This is a genomic window from Actinomadura sp. NPDC049382, assembly GCF_040677125.1.
Lineage (GTDB): Bacteria > Actinomycetota > Actinomycetes > Streptosporangiales > Streptosporangiaceae > Spirillospora > Spirillospora geliboluensis.
This window is the reverse complement of the sequence record NZ_JBFARO010000001.1, coordinates 16,360-31,241: the sequence shown is the minus strand read 5'-3', so window position 1 is coordinate 31,241 and position 14,882 is coordinate 16,360. Positions and strand designations below refer to the sequence as shown.

Genomic DNA, 14,882 nt, shown 5'->3' with positions numbered 1-14,882 from the left:
AGGATCTGGTTTCACGGTCGCGGCCCGGTGGGTACCGGTGATACTGGCTCTGGAAAATGCGGCGGGCCGACCGCCGGGACCATTCAGTGAACGCACTGTCCGGAGAGGAGATTCTTTGCTGTGCCCCGACGTCAACAATATCTGCGATGATCTGGCTGAGGCGTATTCGGCAATTGTGCGGGTGGACGCCTTCGCCCATGCCGGCCGGCACGTGTCCATCGGTTATCTGAGCCCGGACCCGGGGTGGGCCCAGCCGGTTCGCGACGAGCTCGGCCTGCTGGGCGGGGCCGGGGGGAAGTGGCAGCTCGACAGGCCGGACATCTGGTCCGGGATCCTGGCGCCGTTCCGGCACTACCGCGCGCTCTTCGCCGGCGCGGCCGAGGCCGCCCCGGGGCTGGGCGGCGACACCGAGAACTGGCTGCGCCTGCTGGACGGACTGCACAGCGCCCTTGCCGGATACCGGACGGCGACCACGATCGCCGAGTACCGGTTCGACGATCACATGAAGACCCTGGCCAACGTGCAGTCCATTCTCCACGGAAGGCTGGAGCCGGTCTGGGAGGAACTGCAGAGGACAGAAGCGGGAATGCTGGCGCTGGCGGCCGAGATCACGCGGCTGCAGGACCGGATCGACCAGTTGCAGGCGAACATCGACTCGATCGCCCTGTGGCAGAACTGGGATTTCACCAAGAGCGCTATGTCGATCAGTTACACGCTCGCATCGGCCGGCGGTGGAATTCCGTTTCTCTCGATCGGCGGAATACTCTACACCGTCGGCAAGACCGCCTACGACGTGGTCAAGAACGACGCGGAGATCGATGCGGCGATCGCCGCCATCGTGCGTCGGCGCGGCGAGATGGCGCAGGAGGCGCAGGCGGCCGCGATGACCAAGGCCGTCCTGCGGCTCATCTACCACTTCGACGCGGCGGTGGCCCGGATCCGCGCCGGCCTGCCGAAGCTCGACCGGATGTGGGCCGCCGAGGCCGGCAAGGTCGCCCAGGTCGCGACGGCGCTGCGGGCGGGGGCCCGGCCCGGCGAGCTGACCGAGTTGGCCGCCCTGCGTCCCGCGCTGGCCACCTGGGCCCAGCTCGCGGAGTTCACCGACCGGATCGACCGGACCGAGAAGACCGGGAAACCGGTGACGATCAGCACCGAAGCACACACCTTGGAGACGGCATGACCGTGACGACGACGATGGAGCAGCAGGCGGCCGCGATGGACGGTTCCGCCCACCAGAAGGCGAAGCGCACCAACGACAAGACCGCCTCCAGCGTGGCCGCCCTGAGCGCCATCACCGCCAGTTGCCACGCGGTGGTGAACACCCAGCTGACGGTTCCGACGAAGAAACCCGCCTGGTTCGATGACCTCAACTCCGAGCTCAACGACGCGAAGGTGTGCGCCAACGTCTGGATCAACGACATCGCCACGAAGCTGACCGGCTCCATTCCGGGGCACGTCATCACCTACGCCACGACCTACCAGGCGCTCAGCAACGAGATGGTGAGCATCCTGTCGCGCTATCCCGATGCCCGCGGCAGCACGGACCCGCACGTCAGGGAGGTCTTCGACCTCCTCAACGGGCTGCGCGGCCAGGTACGGGAGATCATCTCGGAAGTGGACGAGTCGGCGCGGCGCATGAAGGAGTGGGGCGCCGGCCTGCAGGCCGCCCATGACCGGCTGATGTCCGGGACCACGAGCATCCAGCGGGCCGAGGCGGCCCTGCGCACCGACATCGACAACATGAACACCGCGATCCAGGGGTTGAAGGACCAGATCGCGGCGGAGAACAAGCAGATCTGCTACGCCGCCGGAACCATCGGCGTGGGGCTGTTCGTGGGGGTGGTGGGCCTCGCGCTGGCGCCCGTCACGGGCGGCTGGTCCCTCGTCGTGGCGGCGGGCGGCCTGCTGGCGGTCGCGGGCGGGGCCGCCTGGTGGGCGGTCATGCAGTCCAAGATCAACACGCAGTTCGGCAAGATCGCCGCGGACACCCAGCAGAAGGACGACGACCAGCGGCAGATCATCGCGCTGGACGGACTGTCACTGGCGACCCACAGCGCCGGCACGTCGATGGAGGTCGCGGAGCAGACCCTCTCCGACGTCCGCGCGATGTGGGCCACCTTCGACGACGAGCTCACCGGGACGCTCGACAAGCTCGACAAGGCGGACGAGAACCTGGCGGCGATCGTGAACAAGGCGTGGATCCTGGGCGCTCAGGAGGAATGGGCCGAGGCCCTGCAGTTCGCTCGCACGCTCAGCGGATACCAGCCGCCCCTCGAGCACCAGGTCCTGCACCCCTCGGCGGTCTGAACCGGCGGTCGGCCGGCCGGCGGCGCGCGCCGCCGGCCGGTCCGTCATCCCCGGTCGTCGAGGTCGAGGAGGCGGGCCCAGACTTTCTGGGCGGCGTCCTGGTAGGTCTTGGTCAGCGCGACCAGCCGCCGGTGGGGGGCCGGGTCGCACAGTTCCTCAGGGAGCAGCGGGTCGTGCAGGATCGTCGCGATCGCGCGGCTGCCGAGCAGCAGGGACTCGCGGGCGAACTCCTCGGGGCTGAGGGCGGTCAGGCGGTCGCGGCTGCGGGTCAGCTCGTCGGCGGTGCGGGTGAGGGCGCCGGTGAGGGCCTCGGTGTCCCAGAGGCCGCGCAGCTCCCGGTCGGTGTCGGGGGCGAGTTCGCCGACCGCGAAGACGACGGCGCCGGGGGCCATGCCGGTGCCGGCGAGCGTCTCGCGCAACCCCGCCACGCCGCCGCGGAGGTTGTCGGGACGGACGTGCAGCGCGCCGCGCCAGGCGTGGAAGCCGAGGAGCTGCAGGGCGCGGTCGTGGTGGCGGAGGGCGGCGCGGTCGCTGCGGGCGGTGGCGGAGTTCTCGACCGCGGCCCAGCGTCCCGTCCACGGGACGCGGGTGCCGTCGCGGGCCGTCCAGTGCTCGACGTGCGGGTAGGTGCGCAGCCGCTCGGGGCGCGGGAGGTAGACGCCGCGGCCGGTGCGCTCCAGCACGCCCTCCTCGTTCAGCCGCTTCGCCGCCATCCGGACGCTCGGCGCGCTCAGCCCGACGATCTCCCCGGCCCGGCACAGCGCCGCGATCGAGAACCGGGTGCGCGGGCTGGCCGTCACCAGGTCCAGGACGAGCTTGCGGGCGGTCGGCTCGAGCATTTGCAACACCTTCTAGACTGTTCTTGCCAAGATGCGTTATAAGTGGGGCGGTCGTTTCACTGTAGGACCAGGAGGTGGCGATGGCGGACGTGCGTGTCGAGGTGGCGGGCACCACCACCACGATCTGGATGGACCGTCCCGACCGGCGCAACGCCGTCGACGGGCCCATGGCCGCCGAGCTCCGGGAGGCGTTCGCGGCGTTCGAGGCCGACCCGGGCCAGCGCGTCGCGGTGCTCGCCGGCAGCGGCGGGACGTTCTGCGCCGGCGCCGACCTGACCGCGGTGAGCGACCCCGACCGCCACCATGATCTCGATCCCGACGGCGGCGGCAGCGGCCCGATGGGGCCGACCCGGATGGCGCTGAGCAAGCCGCTCATCGCGGCCGTCAGCGGGTACGCGGTGGCGGGCGGGATGGAGCTCGCACTCCTCGCCGACCTGCGGATCGTCGAGCGCGACGCCGTGTTCGGCGTCTTCTGCCGCCGCTGGGGCGTGCCGCTCATCGACGGCGGCACCGTCCGGCTGCCCCGCGTCGTCGGCCTCGGCCGCGCGCTCGACCTGATCATGACCGGCCGCCCCGTCGAGGCGGACGAGGCCCTCGCGATCGGCCTCGCCAACCGGGTCGTCGAACCCGGGGAGGCGGTCGACGCCGCCCGTGAACTCGCCGACCAGATCGCGGCGTTCCCGTTCGAATGCGTGCTGGCCGACCGCGCCTCGACCTACGCCGGCCTCGACCTGCCCCTCGCCGAGGCGCTGCGCGGCGAGGGCGCCGCCGGCGTCCCCGTCGTGGCGCGCGAGGGCGTGAGCGGCGCCGCCCGCTTCGTCGCCGGCGCCGGCCGGCACGGGCGCTTCGCCGGAGAGGAGACCACCCCGTGAGCCCCACCACCCGTGAACTGATCGTCCGCGGCGCGCGGCAGCACACCGACCGGACCGCCGTCGTGTTCGGCGACCGGGAGCTGACGTTCGGCCAGGTCGACGAGCTGAGCAACCGACTTGCGCACGCGCTGGCGCGGGAGGGCGCCGGGCACCGCCGGCGCGTCGGCCTGCTGGTGAACAACGGCCTGCTCAGCGTGCCGCTCGACTTCGCCTGCGTGAAGGCCGGGATCAACCGCGTCCCGCTCAACGCGCGGCTGTCGGTGGCCGAGCACGTCACGATGCTCACCGAGACCCGCTGCGAGCTGGTCGTGTTCGGCGCCGACCTGACCGACCGCGCCCGCGACCTGGCCGCCGCCCTGCCGGACGTGCGCTTCCTCGGCCTGGAGACCGCGCTGGACGGCGAGGCGCCGCTCATGGAGCGGGCCGAGAGCGCCCCCGCGACCCTGCCCGACGTCGAGGTGGCCGCCGACGACGTCATCCTCACGCTGTTCACGTCCGGGACGACCGGCACGCTGAAGGCGGCGCAGCACACCCAGGCGTCCTTCGCGGGGATCTGCCGGAACGTGCTGCTCAACCTGTTCCCGGCCACGGCCGACGACGTCATGCTGCACGCGGCGAGCCTCATCCACGCCAGCGGGGTGTTCGTGCTGCCGCTGTGGCTGCGCGGCGGCCGCACCGTCATCCTGCCGGGTTTCGCGCCGGAGCCGTTCCTGGACGCGATCGGCCGCTACGGGGCCACGGCGGTCAACCTGGTGCCGACCATGATCCAGATGCTGGTCGAGCACCCGGCGTTCGCGGCGGCGGACGTCTCCACGCTGCGCCGCGTCATCTACGGCGCCTCGCCGATGCCGCGCCCCGTCATCGAGCGCGCCATGCGCGCGTGGGGCCGGGAGCGGTTCTGGCAGTACTACGGGCAGACCGAGATCCCGCTGTGCATCGCGGTGCTGCGTCCTGAGGACCACACCGGCGACCGCCTCGCCGCCTGCGGGCAGATCGCCGTCGACATCGAGCTGCGGCTGCTGGACGAGGACGGCCGCGAGGCCGCGCCGGGCGAGCCGGGCGAGATCGTGGTGCGCGGCCCGTCCGCCACCGCCGGGTACTTCGACGCCCCGGAGCTGACCGCGCAGACCTTCCGCGACGGCTGGGTGCACACCCGCGACGTCGGCGTCCTCGACGGCGACGGCTTCCTGTTCCTCAAGGACCGGACGTCCGACATGATCATCAGCGGCGGCTACAACGTCTACCCGCGCGAGGTCGAGGACGTCCTGCTGGAGCACCCGGCGGTGCGCGAGGCCGCGGTCGTCGGCACGCCCGACGAGCGGTGGGTGGAGGCGGTCACCGCCGTCGTCGTCCTCGCCGAGGGCACCGAGCCGGACGACGGGCTCAGTGACCGGCTGGTCGAGCACGTGACCGAGCGGGTCGCCTCCTACAAGAAGCCGCGCAAGATCATCTTCGCGGACGCCATCCCGAAGACCGCCGTCGGCAAGCTCGACCGCAAGACCCTGCGCGCCCGCTTCGCCGCCGGACCGGAGGCCCAGGCCCCCGACCCGGCGGCCCGGTGAGCCGGCGGGCCGGGCGTCAGCGCGGCTGGTACGCCTTGGGCAGCCGCATGCCGCGCTCGGCCATGATCCGGCGGACCCGGTTCGGGTAGTCGGTGATGACGCCGTCCACGCCCATGTCCATGAGCGCCTCGACGGTGGCGGGGTCGTCGCACGTCCACGGGACGACCCGCAGGCCGCGGGCGTGCGCGTCGGCGACCATCGTCTTCGAGACGTAGAAGCGGAAGCCGGGATCCCCGACCGTGCCGTTCTGCGGGAAGCCGTAGACGGGCGACAGCGCCCGCACGCCGGGGATCGCGGCGGCGGCCCTGACGAAGTCGCCGCCGTAGTCGTCGGCGTCGACGCCGCCGAGCCACGGCGACGCGCCGGGCTTGCCCACCTGCAGGAAGTCGTAGTTGGTGAGCGCCACCAGCGGGTAGGACGGCGCGAGCCGGTGCATCGCCTTCAGCGCGCCCCAGTCGAACGACTGGATGGTGACCTGCCGCTCGATGCCGGACGCGTGGATCTCCTCGTACACCCGGCGGACGAACAGTTCGCGCGGCGCCGTCTCGTCGGGGGCGCCCGCCTCGACCTTGGTCTCGACGTTCAGCTTCACCTGCTTGGCGCGGTAGCTCTTGACCAGGTTCAGGACGTCCTTGAGCTCCACCATCCGGAAGCCCTTGACCTGCTCCTGCTCCGGGAAGCCGGGGAGCTGCTGGTAGCCGCAGTCCATGGTCTTGACCTGGGCGAGGGTGAGGTCCTTGATGTACTTGCCGCCGTAGGGGTACATCGGGTCGCCGGGCGTCGCGGGCGCGGTGTCGCGGCACTTCTGCGCGCTGACCCGCCGGTCGTGGGTGACGACGACCTTCCGGTCCTTGGTGATCTGGGTGTCCAGTTCGAGCGTGGTGACGCCCAGGCGCATCGCCTTGCCGAAGCCCTCCAGCGACTCCTCGGTCGTCATGCCGATCCCGCCGCGGTGCGCCTGCAGGTCGAAGTGGGTCTTCTGCGGAAGGACGCCGTGCCCGCCGCCCGGCGATGCGTGCGGGGAGGCGTGCGCGGCCGCGGGCCAGGCGAACACGGACACGACGGCGGCGCCTGCCAGCACATGTCGTAGCGACATAACAACCTCGGTTTCGGAGCGTGTGTTGCCCCGCGAAGCTAGGGCCGGGGCCCGCCCCGCGTCCCGAACCGGGTGTGAGGGGACGGTGAAGCTCTGCGGAACACCCCGCTCCGGCGCCGGTGCGCGGCGCGAGCGTTGACAGGCCCCCGACCGCCCTCCTAGGTTCTGAAACGGCATTCCGCATATTGAAACGGGGTGACGGGGTGGTGGAGCAGCTGGGGCGGTTCGGCGTCGTCGTGGTCGGCGGCGGCGGCGCCGGCCTCTGCGCGGCCATCGAGGCCGCCGCGGGCGGCGCGAGCGTGCTCCTGATCGAGAAGCGGCCGGTCCTCGGCGGCATGCTCCACATCGCCAACGGCGAGATCAGCGGCGCGGGCACCCGACGGCAGACCGCGCGCGGCATTAACGACGACCCGCGCGCGCACTGGCAGGACGTCATGCGCCTGTCCCACGGCAAGGCCGATCCCGAACTCTCCTGGGAGACGGTGAGCAGGCAGGGCGGCACGGTCGACTGGCTGGAGGACCTCGGCTTCGACTTCCATCCCGACACCCCGGCGCTGGTGCACGGCCACGAGGTCTACGCGGCGCCCCGCACCTACTGGGGCGTCGAGCAGGGGCGATCGATGCTGCGCGTCCTGGAACGGGAGCTGCGGCGATGGGTGCGGGACGGCGCGGTGCGGCTGGTCACCGGCGCCCGGGTCACCGGCGCGCTCGTCGGCGGCGGACGCGTGGTCGGCGTCACCGCGTCCCGCGACGGCGAGGGCGACTTCACCGCGCACGGCGGCGCCGTCGTGCTGGCCACCGGCGGCTACGACGCGAACCGCGAGCTGCGCAACCGGTTCCTGCCGCCAGGCTGCGAGGACGCGCTGATCGGCTGCCTCGACCACGCCACCGGCGACGGCCTGGCCCTGGCCGCCGAGCTGGGCGCCGACGTCAGCGGCAACGGGACGTTCCTGCCGGTCATGGGCCTGATCCCCGACCCCGGCCGCCCCGGCTTCGCGGTCGACTACCGGGAGGCGTTCATCGAGGTGGCGCCCGCCTACCGGACGCCCCACGAGATCTGGGTGAACCGCGCCGGCGAGCGGTTCGTCGCGGAGGACGTGACGAGCCCCGAACGGCGCGAGCTCGCCCTGACCGAGCAGGCCGGGCTCGCGATGCACATCGTCTGGGACGACGCCGTCGCCCGGGTCGCGGACCCGCTCCTCAGGAACGGGGCGGGCGACTGGACTCGCGAGCGCATGGCCGCCGAGCTGCGGCGCGGCCGGTGGATCGTCGCGGCGCGCACCCTGGAGGAACTCGCCGGGCGGCTCGGCGTGGACGCGGCCGGGCTGACCGCCACCGTCGGGCGCTACAACGCCGCCGTCGCCGCCGGGCACGACCCCGAGCACGGCAGGACGACGCTCCCGATGCCCATTCGGACGCCGCCGTTCTACGGGGTGACGTCCGTCGGCGCCTCGATCCTCAGCCGGGACGGCCTCCGGGTCGGCAGTGACCTGGCCGTGCGGGACCGCGAGGGCGGCACCATCGGCGGCCTGTACGCGGTGGGCGAGGTGCTCGGCAACGACGTGTTCGCCGGTGACAACTACGTCGGCGGCATGAGCGTCGGCCCGGCGCTGACGCTCGGCCGCTTGCTGGGCGCGCGCCTTGCCGCGCAGGCCCGGGAAGCCGGTGACTCGGAACGCACCGACCGTCCGGCGACGAGAGAAGAGGCCACGTGAGCACCGACCCCGCGCCGCTCGTCACCGGCATCACCGCCGTGCTGATCGGCGTCACCGACTTCCGTCCCCACCTGGACCTGCTCTGCGGCGAGCTGGGCTTCGAGGTGGCCGCTGAAGGCGTCGTCCGGGCGGCGGACGCGGCCCGGCTCTGGGGTGCCGAAGCCGGTCGCCGCGATGTCGAGGCCATGATGCTGACCGCCGCTGGAGCGTCAACGGGCCGCATCCACCTGCTGAAGGTCGACGATCCGGTGGCAGTCGTTCCATTAACAGGAATCTCGTTCCGATATCTGGGCGGCTGGGGTCTCGAAGGTCACGGCGCGGGCGCGGCGTGCTGCTACACGTGTAGTTTTATGACCGCGCGCCGGGACCGGCGTGCTGCGCATCGGGACGAGGGGAGGCATCGGCCGTGGCGGTGTCGATGGTCAAGGGGCAGCGGATCTCGCTGGAGAAGCCGGGCGGGACGCTGAGCAGGGTCCGGATGGGCCTGGGCTGGGACGCGGTGAAGAAGAAGGGCCTGTTCGGCAAGCAGCGCGAGCAGGACATCGACCTGGACGCCTCGTGCGTGCTGCTCGCCGACGGCGGCGTGGCGGACGTCATCTACTTCGGCAAGCTGGCGAGCGACGACGGGTCCGTCCGGCACACCGGGGACAACCTCACCGGCGCGGGCGACGGCGACGACGAGTCGGTGATCGTGGACCTGTCGCGCGTCCCGGCCCCGGTGACGTCGCTGGTGTTCACGGTCAGCTCGTTCTCCGGGCAGACCTTCGACGAGGTCGAGAACGCCTTCTGCCGGCTCGTCGACGAGACCACCGGCGAGGAGCTGGCGCGGTACACCCTCAGCGGCGGCGGACGCCACACCGCGATGGTCATGGCGAGCGTGTACCGGCAGGACGGCGGGTGGAAGATGAACGCCATCGGCGAACCCGGCCAGGGCCGGACCCTGCAGGACATGCTCCCGGCCATCACTGCCTACGCTTGACCGCACGTCCATCAGGGAAGCCGGCCGGACGGGAACAGGGGAGCACGTGAGCGCCGAGGAAAGCACGTGAGCGCCGAGGGAAGCACGAAGGCGGTCGTCACCGCGCTGGGCGCGAACCTGGGGATCGCGGTCACCAAGTTCGTGGCGTTCGCGCTGACGGGGTCGTCCTCGATGCTGGCCGAGGGGATCCACTCGGTCGCCGACTCCAGCAACCAGGCGCTGCTGCTGATCGGCGGGAAGCGGGCGGAGCGCCGCGCGACCGAGGAGCACCCGTTCGGGTACGGGCGCGAGCGCTACATCTACGCGTTCCTGGTGGCGATCGTGCTGTTCAGCCTGGGCGGGCTGTTCGCGCTGTACGAGGCGTGGCACAAGATCTCCGACCCGCACCCGATCGAGGAGTGGCAGTGGGTGCCGATCGTCGTGCTGCTGATCGCGATCGTCCTGGAGGGGACGGCGCTGCGCACGGCGGTCAAGGAGTCCAACCGCAGCCGGGGCCGGGCGAGCTGGGTGCAGTTCGTCCGGCGGTCGAAGTCGCCGGAGCTGCCGGTGATCCTGCTGGAGGACACCGGCGCGCTGGCGGGCCTGGTCTTCGCGCTCGCCGGCGTCAGCCTGACCCTCGCCACGGGCAACGGCGTCTGGGACGGCATCGGCACCGCCGCGATCGGCCTGCTGCTCGCGGCGATCGCGATCGTGCTGGGCACCGAGGTGAAGAGCCTGCTCATCGGCGAGTCCGCGACCGCCGAGCAGGTCCGGGAGATCCGGCGGGCGATCGTGGCGAGCCCCGACGTCCCGCAGCTGATCCACATGCGCACCATGCACCTCGGGCCGGACGAGCTGCTCGTCGCGGCCAAGATCGCCGTGGACCTGCAGGACGACGCCCGCGAGGTCGCCGACGCCATCAACGACGCGGAGGCCCGCATCCGCGCGGCCGTGCCGATCGCCCGGCTCATCTACCTGGAGCCGGACGTGCTGCGGAAGGGAGGCTGACGGAGATGACGCGCAGGCCGCTCGGGCAGCTGGAGGCGGAGGTGCTCGCCGCGCTGGCCGGGCTCGGCGGATCGGCCAGCACCGCCGAGCTGGTGGAGCGCCTCGACGGCGAGCCGGCGTACACGACGGTGAACACGATCCTGCACCGGCTCCACGAGAAGCGGCTCGTCTCGCGCACCCGCGCGGGGCGGCACTACCGGTACCGGCTCGCGGTGGACGAGTCGGAGCTGGTGGCCGGGCGCATGCACGACCATCTGCGGCACGCCAGCGACCCGGGCACCGTGCTGAGCCGGTTCGCGCGCTCGCTCAGCGCCGAGGAGGCGCGGAAGCTGCGCGAGGTCCTCGACGGTCCGGACGGCGGCAGGTGAACTGGTTCACCTTCCTGCCGCTGGCCATCATGGTCACGCTGAGCCTCGTGCTCGGACTCGCCGCCCCGTTACGGCTGCACCCGTCCTGGTCGGCGCGGCTGCTCGCGACGACCGGGGCGATGACGGCCGTGGCGGCGCTCGGCACCGGCGTCTTCGTGGCGATCAACTACGCGGCGACGCTGGCCCCGGCCGCCGCCGCGCACGTCCCCGAATGGGCGCTCTTCGGCGACGACAGCCCCGTCCCGCACGCGGTCGGGATCCCCGCGGCGGTGCTGGCCGCCGCCGGGTTCGCGGTCGCGGGCCGGACGGTCGCGGCCTGGTCGCGGGAGCTGCGCGCCGCGCGGCGCGACACGGGCGGGCCGCTGGAGACCGACACCCCGATCGCCGTCGCGGTCCCGGGCCGGCACGGCGGGGTGCTGCTGTCCCGCGGCCTCCTGCGCGACCTGACCGCCGCGGAACTGCACGTCGTGCTGGAGCATGAGACGTCCCATCTCAGGCACCGCCACCACCGCTACCTCGCGGCCGGCGCGCTCGCCGCGGCGGTGCTGCCGCCCGTCCGGGCGCTGGACGAGGCGCTGCGGCTCGCGGTGGAGCGGTGGGCGGACGAGGACGCCGCCGAGGCGGCGGGCGACCGCGCCCTGGTCGCCCGGACGCTGGCGAAGGTCGCGCTCGCCCAGCCGCCCGCCGCCGGACCGGTCACCGCGTTCGCCGACTCGGGGGTCGTGCAGCGCGTCGAGGCGCTGATGGGCACGCCCCCGGCCAAGAACGCGGTCACCGGCCCGCTGCTGCTCCTCGGCAACGGGGTCTTCACCGGCTCGCTGACGGCCGCGACCCTCCAGTTGGACCACGTGATCGCGCCGGCCCTGCTGTCGCTGCTCGCGTTCCGGTGACGGCGGGCCCCGGCCGGCTCAGAGCTCGAACTCGGCGGGGTCCAGGCCGACGGCGAAGCACGCCTCGCGGACGACGGCCTTCTCCCGGTCGTCGAAGTGGCCGTCCGCGCCGCCGATGACGATGCCGATCTGGATGACGGCGCGCGCCTCGGCGGGCTTCTTCTTGGTCTTGCCGATGTCCTGGAGGACGGAGACCTTCCCGAAGTCGAAGTCGGCCGTCAGCTTGGACACGTAGTCGTTGAAGCGGCGCTGCAGGTCGTCCGCCGGGAAGTTCTGCAGCACCTCGTTGGAGGCGATCAGGGACGCGGTGCGCTGCCGCTCGGACGGGTCGACGCTGCCGTCGGCCGCCGCGACGAGCGCGCACATCGCCATGCTCGCGTCCCGGAACGCTCCGCTCTTGAGTTCGTTCTTCTTACTGAGCAGCTGCGTCTGCATGGTCTGGGTCGACTCCCGCAGCTTGTCCCAGAAGGCCATCGGATCCTCCTCCACTCGCTGTTCGTCTCACCCTGCTGCTACAAGTGTAGTAGCAAGTGCCGCGGGTCAGTCCTCGCCCTCGAAGTCCTCCGAGGCGTCCTCGTACGCCTCTTCGTACGCCTCCTCGTAGGCGTCTTCATACGCGTTCTCGTAGGCGTCCTCGACGGCCTGCTCGAACGCGGCCTGCTGGTAGGCGTTCTGCACGGCCTGCTCGCTCATCTGCGCGAAGGCGTCGCCGACCGACGGCTCCTCCTGCTCGTCCTCGTCGTCGCCGAGCATTTCGTTGACGACGGCGCCCGCGACGAGCCCGGCCGCCAGACCGCCCGCCGCGCCCGCGGCGACACCGCCCCAGCCGGGCCCGCGGCCGTGCTGCTCGCCGTGGTGGTGGGAGTCATGGGCGAAACCAGGGGCGGCGTAACCGTTCCCTGTGTATCCGTGGCCGGCGTGCCCGTGGCCGGCGACGGCCCGCAGCCAGTTCTCCAGCTCGTGCTCCCAGGACATCTGCAGGGCGTCCTGGTGGGAGACGTGGTAGCGGCCGAAGACGTCGTCGCCCTCGGTGAACGCGGTGCCGCGCCGGTCGGCCTCCAGGATCACCGCCAGCCCGTGCGGGTCGGCCACGAACGTCAGCTCCACCTCGTTGATCTGCCCGGCGTACTCGGACGGGGCGTAGAACTCGATCTCCTGGTAGAACGGCAGCTCCTGGTGGAGGCCGGCGATGTGCCCCTCCTCCACGTCGGCGCTCTTGAACGTGAAGCCGAGCGTCCCGAACGCGTACAGCACGCGCTGCTGGGACGGGAGCGGCGTCACCGAGATCGGGTCCAGGTCGCCGGCGTCGACCGCCCCGGCGACCTCCAGCTCGGTGCGGACGCCCATGGCCATGCCGTGCAGGTGCTGCCCGTTGACCTCGGTCACCGGCAGCTCCCACGGCAGCGGCAGCTGGAACGGGACCGACTGGTACTGCCCGGCCCCGATGTGGAGCGGTCCCGCGACCGCGCCCCGGTAGAACTCGCGGGTCCCGGCGCCCTCGTGGTCGCCGTGCTCGTACTCGGCCTGGGTGACCAGGCTCACGATCACCCGGGTGATGTGCGCGTCGTGGTCGCCGCCCTGGATCCGGACCTCGCCGGACAGGTGCTCCCCGGGGCGGGCCTGCGCCGTGCCGAGGACGGTCTCGACCGAAGGTCCCCCCACCCCGAAGGCGCCGAGCAACCGCTTGAAGACCATGGGCCCCTCTCTCTTCTGCTGTGATCGCCGAGCGGCCGACGGCTCGGCTGCCTACTACATTTGTAGCAGCAGACGGCGAGAACTCACCAGAAGACAGGACTTCCCGTAACTCTCTATCAGCCTTGCCGCGCGGTTAGATCGCGCGCCCTCGCGATGGCCTACGGCTCCGGTGACGACGTGCGCGGCTCCGTTGCGCATCCGGAGACGGAGGCGCGGTGCGCGAGGGCCGCGGCCTGCCCCCGGCTGCGGCAGCCGGCCTTGGTGAGCAGCCGGCTGACGTGCGACTTCACGGTGTGCTCGGACAGGACGAGCCGCTCGGCGATCTCCGCGTTGCTCAGGCCGTCGCCGATGAGGGCCAGGACGTCCCGCTCGCGCGGCGTCAGCGCCTCGACGCGGGCCAGGTCGGCGGGGGCGGGGCGGGCCGCGCGGCGGTGGGCGAGGTAGCCGTCGATGACGCGGCGCGCGACGCCGGGGCTGAGCGCGGCGTCGCCGGACGCGGCGGCGCGGACGGCGGCGAGCAGCTCCTCGTAGGAGGAGCTCTTGAGCAGGAACCCGGCGGCGCCGGTCGCGAGCGCCTCGTCGATGTACTCGTCCAGGTCGAAGGTGGTGAGCATCAGCACGCGGGTGCGGCCGAGCAGGCCCCGCCGGGCGAGCCGGTCGAGGACCCACAGGCCGTCGCGGCCGGGCATGCGCACGTCCAGCAGCAGCACGTCGGGGCCGGTGCCGGTGGCGAGCCGCAGCGCGGCGTCGCCGTCCCCGGCGGTGCCGACGACCTCGATGTCCCGCTGGGTCTCGATGATGGCGCGGAGCCCGTCGCGGACGACGCGCTCGTCATCGGCGATCGCGACCGTGATGCGGCGGTCAGCGGACGGCATCGCGGGCTCCGACCGGGATCGTGGCCGCGACCCGGAAGCCGCCGCCGGGCGTGGCGCCCGCGTCGAGCGTGCCGCCGAGCGCGGCGAGGCGCTCTTCGAGGCCGTGCAGGCCGATGCCCGCGCCGGGCGCCCGCGTGACATCCCCGTCGGGTGCTCCACTGTCGATCTCGATGCTCACGTCGTGCCCGCAGGCGTCGACCCGGACCGTGACCTCCGCACCGGGCGCGTGGCGGCGGGCGTTCGCGAGCCCCTCCTGGACGACGCGGTAGCCGGTGAGCTGGACGGTCCTGGGCAGCTCCTCCATGTCGCCGGTGACGGTGAGGCTCGTCGGATTCCCGGCGGTGCGGGCGGCGTCCACGAGCGCGGGCAGCCCGGCGAGGGTGGGCGCGGGCGCGCGGGGCGCGGCGGTGGTGCCAGGCGCGGCAGTGATGCCAGGCGCGGCGGTGGTGCCCCCGTCGTGGAGCACCTGGAGGAGTTCGCGCATCTCGCTGGTGGCCTGGCGTCCGGCGGCGGCCATCGCGTCGACGCGCTCGCGTGCCCAGGGCGGCAGCTCCCCGGACCGGGCCCGGACGGTCTCGGCGTGCACGACCAGGAGCGTCAGCGAATGCGCGACCACGTCGTGCATGTCGCGGGCGATCCGCACGCGCTCGGCGGCGGCCGCCCGTTCGGCGAGCAGGTGCTGCTCGCGGCGGGCGTC

Annotated in this window: 16 protein-coding genes; 10 read left to right on the top strand and 6 right to left on the bottom strand. The window is 72.6% G+C overall.

Translation table 11 applies throughout. The annotated features are described in order from the left end of the window. Positions 1 to 115 precede the first annotated feature (115 nt). Positions 116 to 1,180 (top strand): hypothetical protein, encoded by a 1,065-nt coding sequence (locus AB0K34_RS00150; RefSeq protein ID WP_364544120.1) that lies wholly within the window; start codon positions 116 to 118, stop codon positions 1,178 to 1,180. Then, positions 1,177 to 2,307, top strand: a complete 1,131-nt coding sequence (locus tag AB0K34_RS00145) for a hypothetical protein (protein WP_364544118.1) — start codon at positions 1,177 to 1,179, stop codon at positions 2,305 to 2,307. The genes AB0K34_RS00150 and AB0K34_RS00145 overlap by 4 nt, the downstream gene beginning before the upstream one ends. 44 nt (positions 2,308 to 2,351) lie before the next feature. Here AB0K34_RS00145 and AB0K34_RS00140 read toward each other — a convergent pair whose 3' ends face one another. Continuing rightward, positions 2,352 to 3,146 carry a hypothetical protein gene (locus tag AB0K34_RS00140; protein WP_364544115.1) on the bottom strand — a complete coding sequence of 265 codons (795 nt, stop codon included), beginning with the start codon at positions 3,144 to 3,146 and terminating at the stop codon, positions 2,352 to 2,354. Positions 3,147 to 3,226: 80 nt separating this feature from the next. Here AB0K34_RS00140 and AB0K34_RS00135 point away from each other — a divergent pair, with 80 nt between their 5' ends. Together AB0K34_RS00135 and AB0K34_RS00130 are read left to right on the top strand one after the other, a co-directional pair. Further along, positions 3,227 to 4,018: a crotonase/enoyl-CoA hydratase family protein gene (locus tag AB0K34_RS00135; RefSeq protein WP_138639240.1), complete on the top strand. Its 792-nt coding sequence runs from the start codon at positions 3,227 to 3,229 to the stop codon at positions 4,016 to 4,018. After that, the gene (locus tag AB0K34_RS00130; protein ID WP_364544112.1) at positions 4,015 to 5,580 is read left to right on the top strand and encodes an AMP-binding protein; all 1,566 of its coding nucleotides are present in this window, start codon (positions 4,015 to 4,017) and stop codon (positions 5,578 to 5,580) included. Before AB0K34_RS00135 ends, AB0K34_RS00130 begins: the two co-directional genes overlap by 4 nt. Positions 5,581 to 5,596: 16 nt before the next feature. Here the strand turns inward: AB0K34_RS00130 and AB0K34_RS00125 are convergent, their stop codons facing one another. Next, the gene (locus tag AB0K34_RS00125; RefSeq protein ID WP_364544110.1) at positions 5,597 to 6,676 is read right to left on the bottom strand and encodes a glycerophosphodiester phosphodiesterase family protein; all 1,080 of its coding nucleotides are present in this window, start codon (positions 6,674 to 6,676) and stop codon (positions 5,597 to 5,599) included. Between the two features lie 203 nt (positions 6,677 to 6,879). Here AB0K34_RS00125 and AB0K34_RS00120 point away from each other — a divergent pair, with 203 nt between their 5' ends. The 6 genes from AB0K34_RS00120 (at position 6,880) to AB0K34_RS00095 (ending at position 11,615) form a co-directional block, all read left to right on the top strand. Continuing rightward, complete coding sequence (locus AB0K34_RS00120; protein WP_364544107.1) at positions 6,880 to 8,391, top strand: FAD-binding protein; 1,512 nt, start codon at positions 6,880 to 6,882, stop codon at positions 8,389 to 8,391. Continuing rightward, the gene (locus AB0K34_RS00115; protein ID WP_364544104.1) at positions 8,388 to 8,858 is read left to right on the top strand and encodes a hypothetical protein; all 471 of its coding nucleotides are present in this window, start codon (positions 8,388 to 8,390) and stop codon (positions 8,856 to 8,858) included. Before AB0K34_RS00120 ends, AB0K34_RS00115 begins: the two co-directional genes overlap by 4 nt. Next, entirely contained in the window at positions 8,798 to 9,370 is a 573-nt protein-coding gene (locus tag AB0K34_RS00110) for a TerD family protein (RefSeq protein WP_138639245.1), read from the top strand. The genes AB0K34_RS00115 and AB0K34_RS00110 overlap by 61 nt, the downstream gene beginning before the upstream one ends. Before the next feature lie 66 nt (positions 9,371 to 9,436). Next, positions 9,437 to 10,357: a cation diffusion facilitator family transporter gene (locus AB0K34_RS00105; protein ID WP_138639246.1), complete on the top strand. Its 921-nt coding sequence runs from the start codon at positions 9,437 to 9,439 to the stop codon at positions 10,355 to 10,357. Positions 10,358 to 10,362: 5 nt separating this feature from the next. Beyond that, positions 10,363 to 10,725: a BlaI/MecI/CopY family transcriptional regulator gene (locus tag AB0K34_RS00100; RefSeq protein WP_138639247.1), complete on the top strand. Its 363-nt coding sequence runs from the start codon at positions 10,363 to 10,365 to the stop codon at positions 10,723 to 10,725. Beyond that, a complete protein-coding gene (locus tag AB0K34_RS00095) occupies positions 10,722 to 11,615 on the top strand; it encodes a M56 family metallopeptidase (protein ID WP_138639248.1) in 894 nt (297 codons plus the stop codon). The genes AB0K34_RS00100 and AB0K34_RS00095 overlap by 4 nt, the downstream gene beginning before the upstream one ends. Positions 11,616 to 11,633: 18 nt before the next feature. Here the strand turns inward: AB0K34_RS00095 and AB0K34_RS00090 are convergent, their stop codons facing one another. The 4 genes from AB0K34_RS00090 to AB0K34_RS00075 all read right to left on the bottom strand — a co-directional run bounded on the left by AB0K34_RS00090 (position 11,634) and on the right by AB0K34_RS00075 (position 14,828). Next, positions 11,634 to 12,089: a tellurite resistance TerB family protein gene (locus tag AB0K34_RS00090; RefSeq protein ID WP_138639249.1), complete on the bottom strand. Its 456-nt coding sequence runs from the start codon at positions 12,087 to 12,089 to the stop codon at positions 11,634 to 11,636. Between the two features lie 66 nt (positions 12,090 to 12,155). Next, positions 12,156 to 13,310, bottom strand: coding sequence for a sporulation protein (locus AB0K34_RS00085; RefSeq protein ID WP_301177981.1), 1,155 nt, complete (start codon positions 13,308 to 13,310; stop codon positions 12,156 to 12,158). Positions 13,311 to 13,468: 158 nt separating this feature from the next. After that, positions 13,469 to 14,185 carry a response regulator transcription factor gene (locus tag AB0K34_RS00080; RefSeq protein WP_138639251.1) on the bottom strand — a complete coding sequence of 239 codons (717 nt, stop codon included), beginning with the start codon at positions 14,183 to 14,185 and terminating at the stop codon, positions 13,469 to 13,471. After that, positions 14,172 to 14,828: a histidine kinase gene (locus AB0K34_RS00075; protein WP_274704644.1), complete on the bottom strand. Its 657-nt coding sequence runs from the start codon at positions 14,826 to 14,828 to the stop codon at positions 14,172 to 14,174. Before AB0K34_RS00075 ends, AB0K34_RS00080 begins: the two co-directional genes overlap by 14 nt. Positions 14,829 to 14,882 lie beyond the last annotated feature (54 nt).